Below are 18,204 nucleotides of genomic sequence, written 5' to 3'. Positions count from 1 at the left end.
CTACCGCCGCTTGGCCGCCGCCTCGTGGGCGGCCAGGGCGGCCATGGTCACCATGTTGGAGACCGTGGCGCCCATGGTGACGATCTGGGCCGGCTTCGACAGCCCGATCAGCAACGGGCCGATCACCGTCGCCCCGCCCAGGATCTGCACCAGTTGCGCCGACAGCGTCGCCGAATTCAGGCCCGGCATGACCAGCACGTTGGCCGGTCCCGACAGGCGGCTGAAGGGGTAGGCCTCGGCCATCAGTTCGTGGCTGAGCGCGACCTCGGCGTTCATTTCGCCGTCGTATTCGAAGTCGGCTTCCGAGGCGTCCAGGATGCGCACCGCCTCGTGGATGGTCTTCACCCGGTCGGGCATCACCTGGCCGAAGTTGGAGAACGAGACCAGGGCCACCCGCGGTTCGTGGCCCAGGCGCCGCACCTCGGCCGCCGCCTGGTGGGCGATGGCGGCCAACTGGCGCGAATCGGGCAGCGCATGCACCGCTGTATCGGCGACGAACACCGTCCGCCCGTGCGAGAACAGCATGGACAGGCCGAAAATCACCCGCGCCCCCGGCTTGGGGTCCAGGGCCTTGGTGATTTCGTCCAGCGCCGTATGGTAGGTGCGGGTCAGGCCGGTGACCATGGCGTCGGCCTTGCCCAGCGCCACCATGCAGGCGGCGAAGAAGTTGCGGCCCCGGTTGACCATCCGCTGGCAGTCGCGCAACAGGTAGCCCTTGCGCTGCAGGCGGCCGTACAGATAGTCGATGTAGTCACGGGTATCGGTGTCCAGGCGGGCGTTATGGATCTCGATACCCTCCACGCCGGTGAAGCCCAGGCGTTCCATGGCCTGGGCGATGCGGTCCTCCTCGCCCACCAAAACCGGCGTGCCGTAGCCGGCGTTCAGGAAGGCCACGGCGGCGCGGACGGTCTTTTCCTCCTCGCCTTCGGCGAAAACGACACGCTGCGGGTTGGCCTGCACTTCCTGCAGGATGGCGTTCAGGCTGCCTACCGTGGGATCGAGTCGGGCCGACAACTCGGCGGCGTAGGCCCCCATGTCCATGACCGGCCGCCGGGCGATGCCGGAATCCATGGCGGCCCGCGCCACCGCCAACGGCACGGCGGTGATCAGGCGCGGATCGAAGGGGGCGGGAATCAGGTATTCTGGACCGTAACGCAGATGGCCGCCCGAATAGGCGGCGCCCACCTCGTCGGGCACGTCCTGGCGGGCCAGTTCGGCGATGGCACGGGCGGCCGCCAGCTTCATCTCGTCGTTGATGGTGCGGGCCCGCACGTCCAGCGCGCCCCGGAAAATGTAGGGAAAGCCCAGTACGTTGTTGATCTGGTTGGGATAATCTGACCTGCCGGTAGCCACGATGGCCTCGGGCCGCACCGCCTTGACGTCTTCCGGCAGGATTTCAGGGTCCGGATTGGCACAGGCGAAAACGATGGGCTTGGACGCCATGCCGGCGACCATCTCGGGCGTCACCGCGCCCTTGACCGAGAGGCCGAGGAACATGTCGGCGCCTTCCATGGCCTCGATCAGGGTCCGGGCCTTGGTCGCGATGGCATGGGCCGACTTCCACTGGTTCATGCCCTCGGTGCGCCCCTGGTAGACCACGCCCTTGGTATCGCAGAGGGTGACGTTCTCGTGGCGGACGCCGTGGCGCTTTATCAGTTCGACGCAGGCGATGGCCGCCGCGCCGGCCCCGTTGACCACCAGCTTGAGGTCGCCCGGGTCGCGCCCCGTCAGGTCGCAGGCGTTGATGACGCCGGCCAGCGTGATGATCGCCGTGCCGTGCTGGTCGTCGTGGAAGACCGGAATATCCATCAACTCGCGCAGGCGCTGCTCGATGATGAAGCATTCCGGGGCCTTGATGTCTTCCAGGTTGATGCCGCCGAAGGTGGGGCCCAGGAAGCGCACGCAGTTGACGAATTCGTCCACGTCGCGGGTATCGACCTCCAGGTCGATGGCGTCCACGTCGGCGAAGCGCTTGAACAGCACCGCCTTGCCTTCCATCACCGGCTTGCCCGCCAGTGCTCCCAGGTCGCCCAAACCCAGCACCGCCGTGCCGTTGGAGATGACGGCCACCAGGTTGCCCTTGGCGGTGTAGTCGTAGGCGGTGGACGGGTCCTTTTCGATTTCCAGGCAGGGCGCGGCGACGCCCGGCGAATAGGCGAGCGACAGGTCGCGCTGGGTGGTGAGCGGCTTGGTGGGATGGATCTCGATCTTGCCGGGCCGGCCCGAGGCATGCAGGCGCAAGGATTCCCGCGCCAGCACGGCGCTCGGTTTGTCGTCGTCCATTCCCTTGCCCCCTTTGTCAGGCATGTTCGTGCAGATGGACGTTGGCGCCGCCGTGGGCGGTCAACAGGCCGATGGCCGTATGTTCCCGCTCCGGCGTCTCGGCGCTTACCCAGAGAATGACGCTGCCGGCGGTGAGCGCGCGGGCGAAGTCGTCGGTGTGGGGGGTCGAAGTCACCTCGCCCACCACTTCCTTCAACGCCATGCCGGCGGTCGCCGCGCCAACCACGCCGGCGATGGTGGCGGCGAACGGCCCGCCGAACAGGAAGATGGCGCCGGACGCGACCAGCGGTACCTCGAACTTGATCTCGCCCACCAGGGCGGTCAGCACGTCGCCCCAGGGCTTACCCGGCTTGCCGGCGGCGTCCAGGGATTCGTGGGAGCCGAGCACGCTCAGGTCGGCACGCTCGAACCCGACTTCCAGCAGGGCGTTGACGGCGGATTCGAAGGACTGGCGGTCGGCGAACAAGCCGACGACCTCGCGGGTGGGAATGGCGGCGGTATCGGTCACGGGTCCCCCATGGACGATGTTGTTTCGCCCATATTGCACGAGGACGAGCGGGATTCATAGTCTTCCCCCACGCCGCCGTGCTAAGGTCCCCGCACCCTCAGCAAGACGACCCCGCCGTGACCGACGACAGCCTTTCCGACGCGCAAGTGACCCCGATGATGGCCCAATACCTGGCCGTCAAGCGGGATTATCCCGACGCGCTGCTGTTCTACCGCATGGGGGACTTCTACGAACTGTTCTTCGACGACGCGGCCAAGGCGTCGGCGGCGTTGGACATCGCGCTGACCAAGCGCGGCCGGCACCTGGGCGAGGACATCCCCATGTGCGGGGTGCCGGTGAAAAGCCACGAGGCCTATCTGTCGCGCTTGATCCGCCGGGGTTTCCGGGTGGCGGTCTGCGAGCAGATGGAAGACCCCGAGGAGGCCCGCAAGCGGGGCGCCAAGTCCGTGGTCAGGCGCGACGTCATCCGGGTCATCACGGCGGGCACGCTGACCGAGGACAGCCTGCTGGATGCGCGGCGCCACAACTATCTGGCCGCCTTGGCCGAAGTTCGGGGCGACTTGGCGGCAGCCTGGATCGACGTCTCCACCGGCGACTTCCAGACCCAGGCCACCGACCGCGCTTCCCTGGCCGCCCTGCTGGCCCGGGTGGGGCCGGGCGAGCTTCTGGTCCCCGACGTCCTGTTGTCGAAACCCGACTTGGCGGACCTGTTCCGCGACTGGCGCGACCGCCTGACCCCCCAGCCTGCCGCCCGGTTCGATTCGGAGAACGGGCGCCGACGGCTGGAGACCCTTTTCCAGGTCAAGGTGCTGGATGCCTTCGGCGACTTCGGGCGGGCCGAACTGGGCGCCGCCGGGGCCCTGGTCGACTATATCGAACTGACCCAGAAAGGCCGCCTGCCGCGCCTGAATGCGCCGCGCCGCCTCGCCCTGGGGGCGGTGATGGAAATCGACGCCGCCACGCGGCGCAACCTGGAACTGACCGAGACCCTGTCCGGTGGACTCAAGGGCAGCCTGCTGGCCACTCTCGACCGCACCGTCACCGGGGGCGGAGCGCGGCTTCTGGCGTCCCACCTGGGGGCGCCGCTGACCGATCCGGCGGCCATCGACCGCCGCCTCGACATGGTCCAGTTCTTCGTGGAACGGGAACGTCTGCGTTCGGGGCTGCGCGAGATGTTGGCCCGCTGCCCGGATATCGAACGTGCCCTGTCGCGTCTGACCCTGGGGCGCGGCGGCCCGCGCGACCTGGCGGCCATGCGCGACGGCCTGGGGCTTACCGGAAGGCTGCGCCTGCATCTCTATTCGGAAGGCTTCGGGGGCCTGCCGCAAGGCCTGGAGGCGACCTTGGAGGCTCTGGGCCAGCACGACGCCCTGGTCGAGCGCCTGACCGGTGCCCTGGGGCCCGATCTGCCCCTGCTGGCCCGCGACGGGGGCTTCATCGCGCCCGAATATTCGCCGCGCCTGGACGAGTTGCGCACCTTCCGCGACGAAAGCGTCCGGGTCATCGCCGGCATGCAGGCCCGCTATGCGGAACGGACCGGCATCGCCACCTTGCGCATCAAGCACAACAACGTGCTGGGCTATTTCATCGAGGTGCCGGCCAAGCAGGCGGACAAGATGCCCTGCGGTCCGGGCGATCCCTTCATCCACCGCCAGACCATGGCCGGTGCCATGCGCTTCAACACGGTGGAACTGGGCGAGTTGGAAGGGAAGATGGCCAGCGCCGCCGGGCAAGCCTTGGCCTTGGAGGAGGACCTGTTCCGCGAACTGGTGAGCGAGGCGATCGGGCGGGCGGACGCGGTGGCGGCGGCAGCCCGCGCCCTGGCCGCTCTCGACCTGGCGGCAGCCCTGGCGGAACTGGCGGTGGAACGGCGCCACGTGCGTCCGACGGTCGATTCCAGCCGCGATTTCCACATCGTCGGCGGCCGCCATCCGGTGGTCGAGGCGGCGCTGGAGGAAACCGGGTCCGGCGCCTTCGTCGCCAACGGCTGTACCTTGAACCCGGACGGCCGGCTGTGGCTGCTCACCGGCCCCAACATGGCGGGCAAGAGTACCTTTTTGCGTCAGAACGCCCTGATCGCCCTGATGGCGCAGATGGGCGCCTTCGTGCCGGCGGAAAGCGCCCGCATCGGGGTGGTGGACCGGCTGTTCTCGCGGGTCGGCGCCGCCGACGACCTGGCGCGCGGGCGGTCGACCTTCATGGTCGAGATGGTGGAAACGGCGACCATCCTCAACCAGGCGGGTGAACGGGCCCTGGTGATCCTGGACGAGATCGGACGCGGCACCGCCACCTTCGACGGCCTGTCCATCGCCTGGGCGGTGGTCGAGCATCTGGCCCAGGCGAACCGTTGCCGGGCCCTGTTCGCCACCCACTATCACGAACTCACCCACCTGGCCGCCCGCCTGGACGGGCTGGCCTGCCACACCATGCGGGTCAAGGAATGGCAGGGCGAGGTGGTGTTCCTGCACGAAGTGGCGCCGGGCGCCGCCGACCGGTCCTACGGCATCCACGTGGCGCGCCTGGCCGGCCTGCCCAAGGCGGCGGTGGACCGGGCGGAGGAAGTGCTGGCGACCTTGGAACAGGGCGATTCCTCGGGCGCGGTGGCGCGTCTGGCCGACGATCTGCCCCTGTTCGCCGCCGCCCGCGCCGCCCCCCCGCCCGCGGCACCACCCAAGCCGTCGCCAGCCGAGGAAGCCCTCCGGGCGCTCAACCCCGACGACCTCAGTCCCCGCGAGGCGCTGGAGGCGCTGTACCGGCTGAAGGGGCTGCTCTGTAGGCAGGTTACTCCGCCGCAGGCTTGCGGGGCTCGTAGGGATGCATGAGGGCGGTGAAGCGCTGGTCCATGGACTGGAGCCACTGGCCCTGGCCCTCGATCCGCCCTTCCAGCCTTGCCAAGCGTTCGTTCATGGCGGCTTGACCATCCATCAGCTTCGCCAGCATGGGCTCCAGCCGGGCCAGGGTGGCCTTGATGTCCGCAATGTCGCGATCCGTATCGGTCATGCATCGATCATAGCGGGGAACGCGGCCGCCGTCATCCGCGGAATGCTCGCCCGCGCCCTACAGGGACTGCAGCGGCCGTCTTGGGATGTTGCGGGTGTCGTAGTCGAGGAAGCCCAGCAGCATCTGGGTGCCCAGGATCACCGGCAGGCCGGCCAGCAGGACCGTGCCGGCGGTGGCCGGGATGCCGGTCGCCTCGCTCTGCCACCAGCGGAAACCGCCGTAGGCCAAGCCGAACAGGAACAGCAGCTTGCCCAGCACCAGTTCGATGGAGGCGATGTTGAAGTCGCGCAGGAAGTAGGAATAGAAGATCCGCTTCATGATGTTGCGGACATGCTTGGCGGCGAATTCCGCCAGCGTGCGACCCAGGCGGATGTGGCTGGTCTCGGTGCCGTAGCGGGCCGCCATCGGCACGTCTTCCACCACCGCGCGGGCCAGATAGAGCCGGAACAGCATGTCCGATTCGAAGAAATAGGACCGGCTGATCTTGTCGAAGGGCAGGCGGCGGGCGGCGGCGGCGTGGATGGCGGTGAAGCCGTTGGTGGGATCGAAGACGTCCCAGTAGCCGCTGGACAGCTTGGTGGCGAAGGACAGGGCCAGATTGCCGAAGATTCGGTAGCCGGGCATCTGTTCCAGGCCGGCCAAGTCGTGGAAGCGGTTGCCCTTGGCGTAGTCGGCGCGGCCCTTCAGCACCGGCGCCGCGATGGCGCCGATCAGGGCCGGGTCCATCTGGCCGTCGCCGTCCAGCTTGACCATCGCTTCGGCACCCAGATCCAGGGCCCGCTGGTAGCCGGTCAGCGTCGCCCCGCCGACCCCCTGGTTGCGTTCGTGAACAAGGACCTCGACGCGCGGATCGCGGCAGGACTCGCGCACGAAGGCTCCGGTGCCGTCGGGGCAGGCGTCGTCGACGACCAGGATATGGTCGACTTCCGGCCCGATGCGCTCCAGCACATCGAGGATATGGGCCTTCTCGCGGAAGCAAGGGATGACGACGGCAAGTTTCATGGCGCCAGGATAATCGGGGAAGCGGGGGACGAGCAAGACCGGGCCTCGCTTCCGGATGGACCCCGTGCTATAGAACCGGGAGGATCGGGGAGGGGGAAATGGCGGAAGGCGGTTCGAACAACTTGGCGGGGGTCGACCTTCTGGCCGGCCTGAGCGCCGACGAACGACTGGCGGTCGAGCAGGCCTGCCGCTGGAAGCGTTACGCGCCGCAGGAACAGATCATCGATCGCCAGAGCGACACGCGCGATATCTGCTTCGTGGTGCGCGGCCGTGTACGGGTGGTGAATTACTCGTTGTCCGGACGGGAGATCACCCTGGACGACATCGCCGAGGGCAACTACTTCGGCGAGTTGGCCGCCCTCGACGGCCAGCCCCGGTCCGCCAGCGTCATGGCCTTGACCGAATGCCTGATCGCCACCCTGCCGCCCGATCACTTCCTCAAGACCCTCGAGCGCCATCCGGCCATGGCGCTCAAGGTGATGCGGCGTTTGGCCAACGTGGTCCGCGTGTCGACCGACCGCATCATGGACCTCAGCACCCTGGGCGCCAACAACCGGGTGCATGCCGAACTGCTGCGCCAGGCCCGCACCAACATGACCGGCGAAAACAGCGCCGTCATCAAGCCGATCCCGGTGCACGGCGACATCGCCAGCCGGGTCAGCACCACCCGCGAGACCGTGGCCCGGGTGATGAACGATCTGGCCCGCCAGAAAGTGCTGGAGCGCAAGAAGGACTGCTTGGCGATTCCCGATGTGGAGCGTCTGCAGGACTTGGTCGAGGAAGTGCGGGGCGAGTGACCCCCGTTTCCGTGATCGGTTTCACAGACGCCGGCCGGTCGTCGCGGCATGATCGTCCCGACCCACGCGGATGGGAGGGCGTCATGGATAATCTGAAGGCATTCGGCGTTGCGCTGTCGCTTCTGGTGTTGGCCTGGGCCACGGGTGCCGGCTTCGATATGACGAGTTTCTGACGGACCGGCCGGCCCGTTTGACTCGGGGCGGCGAATCCTCCATGATCTTCCGAGGCTTGCGGAGGGAACCGGGAAATCCGGACCTGGGGCAGGGAAGTTCGTGGTGCGCGGGAGCGGCCGATGTCGAAGACCATCCTGATCGTCGAAGACAACGATCTGAATATGAAGCTGTTCAACGACCTTCTGCAGGCGCACGGCTACAATACCGTGCAGACCAAGGATGGCCGTTCCGCCGTCGACTTGGCCCGCGAACACAGGCCGGACCTGATTCTGATGGATATCCAGTTGCCGGAAATTTCGGGGCTGGAAATCACCCGCATCCTGAAGGGCGACGACGCCCTGAAGGCCATACCGGTGATCGCGGTGACCGCCTTCGCGATGAAGGGCGACGAAGAGAAAATCCGCGAAGGCGGCTGTAACGGGTACATCGCCAAGCCGATCTCGGTGCCCAGCTTCCTGCAGACCATCGCCCAGTTCCTCGGCTGAGCCGGATTGGGGCGGCAGGCGCATGTCCGCAAGAATCCTCGTAGTCGACGACATGCTGCCCAGCCTCAAGATGCTGGCGGCAAAACTGTCGGCGGAATACTACGAGGTCCATACCGCCAATAATGGGCAAGCGGCCCTGGACGCCGTGCCCGAGGTCAATCCCGATCTCGTGCTGCTCGATGTCATGATGCCGGGGATGGACGGTTTCGAGGTCTGTCGGCGCATCAAGGCCGATCCCACCACCACCCACATCCCGGTGGTCATGGTGACGGCGCTCAGCGGCACCGACGACCGCGTGCGCGGCCTGGATGCCGGAGCCGACGATTTCCTGACCAAGCCGGTGGTCGACACCACCTTGTTCGCCCGCGTTCGCTCCCTGGTGCGGCTCAAGCGCATGCTCGACCAGTGGCGACTGCGCGAGGAGACCACCCAGAGCCTCGGGCTGGCGCTGGGGCTGGAACCCGATCCCACCCACGGCGGCGACGCGCGGGTGGTGCTGGTGGACGGCAGCGCCATCGAGGCGGAGAACGTTCGCCGATTCCTGGCCGCGGACCATAATGACACCACGGTCCTGAACCCCAGCGGCGATCTGCCCGAGGCGGTGGCGGCGGTCAACCCCGACGTGGTCCTGATCGGCCTGGAAGGCGACCGTGAAGGGCCCCTGCGCCTGGCCTCGCAGCTGCGCTCGTTCGAGGCCACGCGCCAGACGCCGATCCTTCTGATTGGCGACGACGACGACATGGACCGCCTGATAAAGGCCCTGGAATTGGGGGTCAACGACTACCTGCTACGGCCCATCGAGACCCACGAGTTGTTGGCGCGGGTGCGTACCCAGGTCAAGCGTAAGCGCTACCAGGACCGGCTGCGCACCAACTTCCTGCATAGCCTGTCGCTGGCGCTCACCGACAGCCTGACCGGACTGCACAACCGCCGCTACCTCCAGGTCCACCTGGAGGCGATCCTCAAGCGGATGGCGGGGGCGGGCAAGCCGGTCAGCCTGCTGATGGCCGACATCGACCACTTCAAGCAGGTCAACGACACCCTCGGACACCCGGTGGGCGACGAGGTATTGGTCGAAATGGCCGGGCGCATCGGCCGCAACATCCGCGGCTTCGACATGGCGGCGCGTTACGGCGGCGAAGAATTCGTGGTGGTGATGCCCGACACCTCGCTGGCGGTGGCGGTGGCGGTGGCCGAACGGCTGCGCGCCAAGGTAGCCGCCGAACCTTTCCGCCCCAGGGGGCTGGACAAGGACTTGGCGCTGACGGTCAGCATCGGGGTGGCGGAGAATCCGCTGGGCAGCTTGGATTGCGACGCCCTCATCCGGGCCGCCGACGTCGCGCTCTACGAAGCGAAAAACGGCGGTCGCGACCGCGTCGTCCCCGAACCCGGCGAAGGCATCGTGCCGACGGGCGAGATCATTCCCGGCTGACCTACTTCTCCAGCGCCCGCGCCTTCTTGTAGGCTTCCAGGGATTTCATCGGCTCGCCCAGCACATCGTAGGCGCGGCCCAGCCGTTCCCAGCCGTCCTTATCGCCGGGATTCTCCTTCAGACGGCTTTCCAGGCGTTCCACCATCTGACGGATGAAGGCCTGCTGTTCTTCGGCGCTCATCTCGGCCGGAGCGGCGGCGGACGGCGCCGGCGCCTCGCCCTGGATGCGCGGCTTGACCGCATCGGGGCCCAGGCCCAGCTTTTCGGTCGCCGCCGCCAGACTTTGCCTGACCTGCGCCAGCCAGGGCGCATCCGGCGGGGAAACCGCCACCAGATCGGTCCATTCCTGCACGGCGCCCTTAAGATCGCCCTTCCGGCCCAGGCTGGCGCCCTTGTAGAAGTAGGGACGCGGGTCCTGCGGGTCCTTGGCGCGCACCTCCTCGAACAGGACGAGGGCCTGGTCGGGAATGGCGTCACCGCCGCCGGCCTGGACCAGGGCTTCGGCATAGTCGCCGACGATTTCCGGCTGGCGGTTCGACAATTCCACCGCCCTGGCATAGGCCTCGACAGATTCGCCGAAGCGTTCCATGCCGTCAAGCGACCGCGCCAACACCATCCAGCCCTTGAGGTCGTCGGGATTCTTCTTCAGCCGTTCGGCAAGCTGGGCCACCAGTTTTTCCATGTCCGCCTGGCGGTCGGCCACCCGCTCCTGGCCCAGGTTGCGGGCCGAGAGAGGCAGGTCGGGCAGGCCGGGCGAGCCCAGCTTGGTATAGAGCGCGATGGCCGCCACCGGCACGGCGATCGCCAGGCCGATGGCCAGCAGCATGTCGCGCCCCGATCCCGGGGCCGCGGGAACGACGGCTTGGGCCGGCGCCACGGCCAGCATGCGGCGCTGGATCTCGGTACGGGCGGCGTCGGCCTGAGCCGGCGCCATCAGGCCCCGTTCCAGGTCGCCGTCGATTTCCAAGAGCTGATCGCGATAGACCGCCAGATCGTACTCGGCGCGGTCGGGCTGGACCTCCGCCTGGCGCCGGAAGACGGGCATCAGCACGCCGATCAGGGCCACCGCCGAAGCGCAGGCCATGAAGATCCAGAGGTTGATCACCGGCCGTCCTCCTTGAACAGCGCCTCCAGGCGGCGCTTTTCCTCGGCACTGAGGGGGGCGGGCTCGTCCGGGATTTCCGCCCCGTCGGCGTTGCGGCGGCGATAGAACAGCAGGACGCCGCCGAGGCCGAGCAGGACGATCAGGGGCGCGCCGAACCACAGGGCATAGGTGGTCGCCTTGAAGGGCGGATCGAGCAACACGAAGTCGCCGTAGCGCGACACCATGTAGTCGAGCACCTGCCGGTCGCTGTCTCCCTTCAGGATGCGCTCGCGCACCAGGATGCGCATGTCGCGCGCCAGTTCGGCGTTGGAATCGTCGATGGACTGGTTCTGGCAGACGACGCAACGCAAGGCTTGCCCCACGTCGCGGGCGCGGTGTTCCAGCGCCGGGTCCTTGAGAATCTCGTTGGGCTCCACCGCGAAGGCGGGAAGGGTCGCGAGCAGGGCGGCCAGAAGGAGGGCGAGGCGGGTCATCGCTTGCGCAACTCCTGAATCAGGGGCCAAAGGACCTTTTGCCAGACATCCGGCGTCACCGGCCCCACGTGCTTGTAGCGCACGATGCCCTGCTTATCGACAAGGAAGCTTTCCGGCGCCCCGGAGACACCGAAGGCGATGGCAGCCTTGCTTTCCGGGTCGTCGCCCACCCGGGTGTAGGGATCGCCGTGCTTGGCCAGCCAGCGCGGGCCGTCGTCGGGATTCCTTTCGCGCCAGTCGATGCCGTGGATGGGCACCAGACCCTTCTTCTTGATCTCCATGAGGAAGGGATGCTCGACCTGGCAGGAGACGCACCAGGACCCGAAGATGTTGACCAGGCTCACCTCGCCCAGCAGGTCGGTATTCTTGAACCCGTCGTCGCGGCCCTTGATCGGCTTGAGGTCGAACTCGGGAACCGGCTGGCCCTCCAGCATCTTGGCCAGTTCGCGCGGGTTGAGGTCGAACCCCTTGAGGAAGAAGCCGCCCAGGATCGCCAGAACGATCAGCGGCAGGAAATAGACGACCCGCTTCATGCCCCGGCCACCTTCCGGCGCGGGGCGCCGATGCGATGGCGGCGGTCGGACAGGCTGATCGTCGCCCCCAGCACCAGCAGCGCCGAGCCGGCCCAGATCCAGGCCACCAGGGGATTGAAGTAAAGCCGGGTGACGTAACCGCCGCCCTTGTCCTCGTCGCCGATGACCGCGTAGAGGTCGCCCGACACCATGCTGTGGATGGCGGCTTCGGTGGAGGGGCGGCCCTCGACCGGATAGACCCGCTTCTCGGGCTCCAGCTTGACGATTTCCTTTCCGCCCCGGCTGACCGTGAAATTGCCGACGGTGGCGATGTAGTTGGGACCTTCGGTGTCGCGGGCGCCATGGAAGGTATAGTCGTAGCCAGCGACCTGGACGGTGTCGCCCGGCCGCATCACTTGGATATGCTCGACCTTCCAGGCGGAAGACCCGGTGATGCCGACGATGGCCACCGCCAAGCCGGCATGGGCCACGGTCATGCCCCAGGCGGCACGCGGCACCCGGGCCAGTAGGCGCAGGCTTTCGGCCAGAGACGCGCGGAACAGCCGGATGCGGTCGGCCAGTTCCGTGAGGGTACCGGCAAACAGCCAGAACGCCAGGGCCATGCCCAGCAGGGCGAGGAGAGGCTGGCCGCCCCAGACGTAGCCGGTGGCCAGGGCCGCCGCCAACGCCAAGCCGCCGGCCAGGCGCAGCTTCGCCAGAACCGGCAGGGCCTCGCCCCGCTTCCACGACAGGAAGGGCCCGGCCGCCATGGCAAGCACCATGGGAATCATCAAGGGCACGAAGACGGCGTTGAAGAAGGGCGGGCCCACCGAGACCTTGCCGCCGCCCAGGGCGTCCAGCAGCAGCGGATAGAGGGTGCCCAGCAGCACCACGCCGGCCGCCGTCGTCATCAGGAGGTTGTTGAGCAGCAGGCTGCCTTCCCGGGACATCGGCTGGAACAGGCTGCCGGCCTTCAGGCTGGGCCCACGCAGGGCGAATAGGGAAAAGCCGCCGCCGATGAAGCCCATCAGCAGGATCAGGATGAAGACGCCGCGCTCGGGATCGGTGGCGAAGGCATGCACGCTGGTCAGCACGCCCGAGCGCACCAGGAAGGTCCCCAGCAAGCTCATGGCGAAGGCGACGATGGCCAGGAAGACGGTCCAACCCTTGAGCGCGTTGCGCTTCTCCACCACGATGGAGGAATGCAGCAGGGCGGTGCCCGCCAGCCAGGGCATGAAGGAGGCGTTCTCCACCGGGTCCCAATACCACCAGCCGCCCCAGCCCAATTCGTAATAGGCCCACCAGGACCCGAGCACGATGCCGATCGTGAGAAAGGCCCAGGCGGCCAGCGTCCAGGGCCGCACCCAGCGGGCCCACGCGGCGTCCACCCGGCCCTCGATCAGGGCCGCCATGGCGAACGAGAAAGCCACCGAGAAGCCGACGTAGCCCAGGTACAGGAAGGGCGGGTGGAAAGCCAAGCCGGGGTCCTGCAGGAGGGGATTGAGCCCCTTGCCGTTCTCGGGCGCCGGCATCATCCGGACGAAGGGATTGGACGTGAGCAGGATGAACAGCAGAAAGCCCACGGAGATCAACCCCTGGATGGCCAGGACCCGAGCCTTCAGACTGGGCGGCAGGTTGCGGCCGAACAGGGCGACGGAAGCGGAAAACGCCGCCAACACCGTCACCCAGAGCAGCATCGAGCCCTCGTGGTTGGCCCAGACGCCCGACACCTTGTAAAGCATCGGCTTGTCGGAATGGCTGTTGCGGAAGACGTTCTCCACCGAGAAATCGGAAGTCACGTAGGCGTAAGTCAGCGCCGCGAAAGCGAGACCGATCATCGCCAGTTGCATGACGGCGGCGGAGCGGCCCATCGCCATCCAGACGGCGTTGCCGCGCGCCGCGCCCACCATGGGGACGACCGCCTGCACGGCGGCGATCAAAAGAGCCAGGATCAGGGCGAAATGGCCGGCTTCGACGATCATTTCGCGGTCCCGTCCTTCGGGGGCATCTGCCCCGATTGTTCGAGTGAATCCTTCACGTGCTGCCACTGGCCGGACTTCTTCAGCGCGTCGGCGACTTCGGGCGGCATGTAGTTCTCGTCGTGTTTGGCCAGCACTTCGTCGGCCACGAAGACGCCATCCCGCATGCGGCCCTCGGCAACCACGCCCTGGCCCTCGCGGAACAGGTCGGGCAGGATGCCCTTGTAGACCACCGGCACGGCGGCATTCAGGTCGGTGATGCGGAAATTGGTCTCGGAAGAGCCCGCCGCCTTCTTGACGCTGCCTTGTTCCACCAAGCCGCCGACCCTGAGGCGGCGGTCGGGCGACGGGTTCTTGGCCAGCACGTCGGTGGGCCCGAAGAAGAAGGCGATGTTCTCGTCCAACGCCGATAGCACCAAGCCCACCGCGGAGGCCAGGAGACCCAGCGCGATCAGGACGAAGGTCAGGCGTTTATGCTTCCGCTTCATCTGCCCCTTCCTGGGACTTGAGGGCATCGAGAGCCCGCTGGTTTTCCTTCAGGCCGCGCAACGAGACGGCAAGCACGACCGCCATCACCAGGGCGGTGACGCCGAAGCTGGGCCAGACGAAGGCGGCATAGCCGCCCATGGCGAGGAATTCGGCCATGGCTTAGTCGCCCCCCGCGTGGACCTGACGGAGGCGTAGCGCACGGATCTTGTTGGCCAGGATCTCGGCCCGGACGCGCACCGCCAGAACCCATAGATAGTACGCCGTGAAGCCCAGCGCCATGAACAGCAGCGGCCACAACATGCTGGAATGGATGGAAGGTCCGCCCTTCTTGATGATGGAAGCCGGCTGGTGCAAGGTGTTCCACCAATCCACCGAGAACTTGATGATTGGCACGTTGACCACCCCGACCAGCACCAGGATGGAGGACGCCTTGATGCCGCGCGCCGGGTCGTCGAAGGCGTTCACCAAGGCCATGTAGCCGAGGTAGAGGAATAACAGCACCAGCATGGAGGTCAGCCGTGCGTCCCAGACCCAGAAGGTGCCCCACATGGGCTTGCCCCAGAGCGAGCCGGTAAACAAGGCGAGAAAGCAGAAGGCGGCGCCCACGGGCGCGGTGGCCTTGGCGGCCAGATCGGCCAGCGGATGCTTCCAGATCAAGCCGACGGCGGCCGAAATCGCCATGGAGACGTAGCAGAACAGCGCCATCCAGGCGGCCGGCACGTGCACATACATGATGCGCACGCTTTCGCCCTGCTGGTAGTCGGGCGGCGCGGTGAAGAAGGTCATGTAGAGCCCCGCCCCCAGCAGCAGGGCGGTGGCTCCGGCCAGCCACGGCGTCAAGGCCGTGGCGAGGCGGGTAAAACGGGTGGGGTTGGCGTAACCGAACATGGGCCGGTGTTTTAGCGCCCCCCGGCCGGCATTTCCAGTAGACTTTCCGTGAGAGGTGCTCCGTAGTCGCCGCTGGCCCGCCCGGATCGGACGGTCAAACGTCCTTGTCGCGGGGCGGGGCGCCGGCCTCGCGTTCGCGCAGGCGGGCCTTGTCCAGCTTGCCCAGGTCGTTGGCGGACATGATATTGCGCAGGTCCGCCACATAGTCGAGGCCCCGTTCCGAATAGCGGATCAGTTCGGCCGCCAGCTTGTGGCCGCTCAGGGTCTCGCCCTTGTCGCGCATCGCCGCGCGCGCCTTGCGCAGGCCTTGGTAGGCCTTGTGGGTATTGAGGTTGTGCACGTAGGACCGCGCGGAGTCCGACAGGCTGTCGAAGGCACGGACCTTGTGGGAGGCGCCGTCTTCCCGCTCCTTGGGGGTCAAGCCGTCGTAGGTTTCCGTGGTCCACTGGCCGAACAGGGCGTTGCCTTCCCGCACGAAGCGCGAGGTGCCCCAGCCGCTTTCCGCCGCCGCTTGGGCGACGGCCAGGGAAACAGGCACGATATCGAGGCGTTCCAGCAAGCCTTCGATGTCGTCGCGTTCCACCTCGTAGCGTTCGGCGACCACGGTCAGCCACAGCCGGTCGATGGCGTCCAGGCGCTGGCCGGCCTTGCCGCGCGCCGCGATTTCCAGCAGGCGGGCCCGGTCGGCTTCGATTTCCTCGTTCACCTCGAGGACCAGGGGCAGCACCATCTGGATGAACAGCGCCTTGCGCATGTCCGATTCGCGGACCTTGTCCAGGTCGGTGGGCACGTTCGCCAGGAAGACGCGCGGCACCGAATCCTGGCCGGTCTTCACTTGCTCGAAGTCGTAGCCCAGACGGCGGAAGGAATTGGCCAGGGTGTGGGACGACTGGCCGGGGCCGCGACGGTCCCAGTATTCGGCGTCCTTGCGAAAGGGAATTCGGGTGGGGATCATCGCCGAGGCGGCCATATGCAGCACGGCCCGCGGCGAGGCGGTCGCCATGTCCGGGGGACTGACGTAGACGGCGCCCATCAGGCTCAGAACCAGAAGCCCCACCAGGGCCAAGGCGGCTCTTTCGAAGGTCGACATCATGGGGAATCGAATCTCCTCGGCTTCGCTAGAAAGGCCTTAGTCGTCTCCCAGGCTTCGCGAATGGCCCCCTGCCCCTCGACACGCCACACGGCTCGGAACCCCCGGCCGGTTCGGGAGCCAATGATAACGGCTTTGGGCACCAAGGAACTATCGGTTTATTTTCCCCTTAGGATAGCCCTATCAAGTCATTGTAATCTCAGCAGACTTGACGAACTTCCTTAACCTCTGGAACATAATGGCGGAGCATATTCTCGACGCCGTTGCGCAAGGTGGCGCTGGCGCTGGGGCAGCCCGAGCAGGCACCCTGCATGTTCAGATAGACCACGCCGTCCTCGAACTTGCGGAACACGATATCGCCCCCGTCCTGGGCCACGGCCGGGCGAATGCGGGTGTCCAGCAGTTCCTTGATCTTCTTGACGATGGCGCTGTCGGCCCCGCCCTCGTCGGCGGCTTCCTCGCCCTCGATCGTCGGGCGTCCGGAAGTGAAATGGTCCATGATGGCGCCCAGGATCTGGGGCTTCAGCACCCCCCAATCGCCGGCGCCGGCCTTGGTCACGGTGATGAAATCCGACCCCAGGAACACCCCGCCCACGCCGTCGATCTCGAACAGCCGGGACGCCAGCGGCGACCGCGCCGCGGCCTGGGCGCTCTGGAAATCGGCGGACCCCTGCGCCATCACCCCGCAGCCGGGCAGGAACTTGAGCGTCGCGGGATTCGGGGTGGGCTCGGTCTGGATGAACATGGATCGTCACCTGTGATTTACGTTGCCCAAGAAATGGGCTGTGTTTTCCGCCACGTCAAGGCCGCAGGAACCCGACGATGTCCTTGACCTGGTCCAGGATGGGCGCGGCGAGGGCGGCGGCTCGCTCGGCGCCGTCCTTCAGCACCGCGTCCACCGTGACCGGGTCCTGCATCAGGCGCGCCATCTCGCGGTCGATGGGGCCCAGGACGGATACCGCCAGGTCGGCCAGGTGCTGCTTGAAGGTGGAAAAGGGCTCGCCGCCGAACTTGGCCAGCACGTCTTCCAGCGTGGTGTCCGACAGGGCGGCGTAGATGCCCATCAGGTTGGCCGCCTCGGGCCGGCCCTCGAAACCTTCCTTGGTTTCCGGCAAGGGCAAGGGGTCGGTCTTGGCCTTCCTGATCTTCAAGGCGATGGTATCGGCGTTGTCGGTCATGTTGATGCGCGAATAGTCGGATTCGTCCGACTTGCTCATCTTCCTGGTCCCGTCGCGGAGACTCATCACCCGGGTGGCGGCGCCGAAGATCAGGGGCTCGGGCACCGGGAAGAAGTCGGTCTTGAAGTCGTTGTTGAACTTGATGGCGATGTCGCGGGTCAGTTCCAGGTGCTGCTTCTGATCCTCGCCCACCGGCACGTGGGTGGCGCGGTAAAGCAGGATGTCGGCCGCCATCAGGTTGGGATAGGCGTAGAGCCCGACCGAGGCGTTCTCCTTGTGCTTGCCCGCCTTCTCCTTGAACTGGGTCATGCGGTTCAGCCAGCCCAGGCGAGCCACGCAGTTGAAGATCCAGGCCAGTTCGGCATGGCCGGAGACCATGCTCTGGTTGAAGACGATCTGCTTTTTCGGGTCGATGCCGGCGGCGATCAGCCCGGCCGTCACCTCGCGGGTGCTGGCGCGCAGTTGGGCCGGGTCCTGCCAGACGGTGATCGCGTGCAGATCGACCACGCAGAAGATGCACTCGTAGGATTCCTGCAGCCGCACCCAGTTGCGGATGGCGCCCAGGTAGTTGCCGAGATGCAGGTTGCCGGTGGGCTGCACGCCCGAAAAGATACGGTTCATGACGAAAACCCTGTGGGGATGGCGAGCGGCCGTGTCATGGCACGGCCCGTCCCCCCGGTCAACCGTTGTTGCGCCCCCGCATCAGGGTCCGCAGGTCCGACAGGCGGGCCGCGCCGGTCAGGTGGGCGAACAGCAAGAAGGCCGCCGCCCCGGCGCCGACCAGGACCGCCAGCGCCGCCGCCCGCGTC

18 protein-coding genes are annotated in these 18,204 nt (G+C 67.0%); 4 read left to right on the top strand and 14 right to left on the bottom strand.

Annotation, left to right across the window (positions count from 1 at the left end; genetic code table 11):
- Together H7841_08050 and H7841_08045 are read right to left on the bottom strand one after the other, a co-directional pair.
- Positions 1 to 2,283 (bottom strand): NADP-dependent malic enzyme, encoded by a 2,283-nt coding sequence (locus H7841_08050; GenBank protein MEO5336830.1) that lies wholly within the window; start codon positions 2,281 to 2,283, stop codon positions 1 to 3.
- A 16-nt stretch (positions 2,284 to 2,299) separates the two neighbouring features.
- Complete coding sequence (locus tag H7841_08045) at positions 2,300 to 2,791, bottom strand: hypothetical protein (protein MEO5336829.1); 492 nt, start codon at positions 2,789 to 2,791, stop codon at positions 2,300 to 2,302.
- Between the two features lie 155 nt (positions 2,792 to 2,946).
- Between H7841_08045 and mutS the strand changes: the two genes are divergently transcribed.
- A complete protein-coding gene (mutS, locus tag H7841_08040) occupies positions 2,947 to 5,613 on the top strand; it encodes a DNA mismatch repair protein MutS (protein ID MEO5336828.1) in 2,667 nt (888 codons plus the stop codon).
- On the opposite strand, the gene H7841_08035 is transcribed toward mutS, so the two are convergent.
- Both H7841_08035 and H7841_08030 read right to left on the bottom strand, forming a co-directional pair.
- Positions 5,573 to 5,791, bottom strand: coding sequence for a hypothetical protein (locus H7841_08035; GenBank protein MEO5336827.1), 219 nt, complete (start codon positions 5,789 to 5,791; stop codon positions 5,573 to 5,575). The two genes, mutS and H7841_08035, sit on opposite strands and share 41 nt — an antisense overlap.
- Before the next feature lie 57 nt (positions 5,792 to 5,848).
- Positions 5,849 to 6,793 (bottom strand): glycosyltransferase family 2 protein, encoded by a 945-nt coding sequence (locus H7841_08030; protein MEO5336826.1) that lies wholly within the window; start codon positions 6,791 to 6,793, stop codon positions 5,849 to 5,851.
- Between the two features lie 98 nt (positions 6,794 to 6,891).
- Here H7841_08030 and H7841_08025 point away from each other — a divergent pair, with 98 nt between their 5' ends.
- The 3 genes from H7841_08025 to H7841_08015 all read left to right on the top strand — a co-directional run bounded on the left by H7841_08025 (position 6,892) and on the right by H7841_08015 (position 9,681).
- A complete protein-coding gene (locus H7841_08025) occupies positions 6,892 to 7,590 on the top strand; it encodes a Crp/Fnr family transcriptional regulator (protein ID MEO5336825.1) in 699 nt (232 codons plus the stop codon).
- 293 nt (positions 7,591 to 7,883) lie between these two features.
- Positions 7,884 to 8,249 (top strand): response regulator, encoded by a 366-nt coding sequence (locus H7841_08020; GenBank protein MEO5336824.1) that lies wholly within the window; start codon positions 7,884 to 7,886, stop codon positions 8,247 to 8,249.
- 22 nt (positions 8,250 to 8,271) lie between these two features.
- The gene (locus H7841_08015; protein MEO5336823.1) at positions 8,272 to 9,681 is read left to right on the top strand and encodes a PleD family two-component system response regulator; all 1,410 of its coding nucleotides are present in this window, start codon (positions 8,272 to 8,274) and stop codon (positions 9,679 to 9,681) included.
- A 1-nt stretch (position 9,682) separates the two neighbouring features.
- On the opposite strand, the gene ccmI is transcribed toward H7841_08015, so the two are convergent.
- The 10 genes from ccmI to trpS form a co-directional block, all read right to left on the bottom strand.
- On the bottom strand, positions 9,683 to 10,786 hold the full coding sequence (gene ccmI, locus H7841_08010; GenBank protein MEO5336822.1) for a c-type cytochrome biogenesis protein CcmI: 1,104 nt from the start codon (positions 10,784 to 10,786) through the stop codon (positions 9,683 to 9,685).
- On the bottom strand, positions 10,783 to 11,259 hold the full coding sequence (locus H7841_08005; GenBank protein ID MEO5336821.1) for a cytochrome c-type biogenesis protein CcmH: 477 nt from the start codon (positions 11,257 to 11,259) through the stop codon (positions 10,783 to 10,785). Before H7841_08005 ends, ccmI begins: the two co-directional genes overlap by 4 nt.
- Positions 11,256 to 11,792: a DsbE family thiol:disulfide interchange protein gene (locus H7841_08000; protein MEO5336820.1), complete on the bottom strand. Its 537-nt coding sequence runs from the start codon at positions 11,790 to 11,792 to the stop codon at positions 11,256 to 11,258. The genes H7841_08005 and H7841_08000 overlap by 4 nt, the downstream gene beginning before the upstream one ends.
- Entirely contained in the window at positions 11,789 to 13,753 is a 1,965-nt protein-coding gene (locus H7841_07995) for a heme lyase CcmF/NrfE family subunit (protein MEO5336819.1), read from the bottom strand. The genes H7841_08000 and H7841_07995 overlap by 4 nt, the downstream gene beginning before the upstream one ends.
- Complete coding sequence (ccmE, locus tag H7841_07990; protein MEO5336818.1) at positions 13,750 to 14,238, bottom strand: cytochrome c maturation protein CcmE; 489 nt, start codon at positions 14,236 to 14,238, stop codon at positions 13,750 to 13,752. The genes H7841_07995 and ccmE overlap by 4 nt, the downstream gene beginning before the upstream one ends.
- Positions 14,222 to 14,395 carry a heme exporter protein CcmD gene (gene ccmD, locus H7841_07985; GenBank protein ID MEO5336817.1) on the bottom strand — a complete coding sequence of 58 codons (174 nt, stop codon included), beginning with the start codon at positions 14,393 to 14,395 and terminating at the stop codon, positions 14,222 to 14,224. Before ccmD ends, ccmE begins: the two co-directional genes overlap by 17 nt.
- 3 nt (positions 14,396 to 14,398) lie before the next feature.
- On the bottom strand, positions 14,399 to 15,127 hold the full coding sequence (locus tag H7841_07980; protein ID MEO5336816.1) for a heme ABC transporter permease: 729 nt from the start codon (positions 15,125 to 15,127) through the stop codon (positions 14,399 to 14,401).
- A gap of 94 nt (positions 15,128 to 15,221) precedes the next feature.
- Positions 15,222 to 16,220 carry a glucosaminidase domain-containing protein gene (locus tag H7841_07975; GenBank protein MEO5336815.1) on the bottom strand — a complete coding sequence of 333 codons (999 nt, stop codon included), beginning with the start codon at positions 16,218 to 16,220 and terminating at the stop codon, positions 15,222 to 15,224.
- Positions 16,221 to 16,416: 196 nt separating this feature from the next.
- A complete protein-coding gene (locus H7841_07970; protein ID MEO5336814.1) occupies positions 16,417 to 16,962 on the bottom strand; it encodes a NifU family protein in 546 nt (181 codons plus the stop codon).
- Between the two features lie 55 nt (positions 16,963 to 17,017).
- A complete protein-coding gene (gene trpS / locus H7841_07965; GenBank protein MEO5336813.1) occupies positions 17,018 to 18,016 on the bottom strand; it encodes a tryptophan--tRNA ligase in 999 nt (332 codons plus the stop codon).
- Positions 18,017 to 18,204 lie beyond the last annotated feature (188 nt).

Origin of the sequence: Magnetospirillum sp. WYHS-4 (assembly GCA_039908345.1) — a bacterium.
Taxonomy (GTDB): Bacteria; Pseudomonadota; Alphaproteobacteria; order Rhodospirillales; family GLO-3; genus JAMOBD01.
This window is presented reverse-complemented; position numbering and strand designations above follow the sequence as displayed.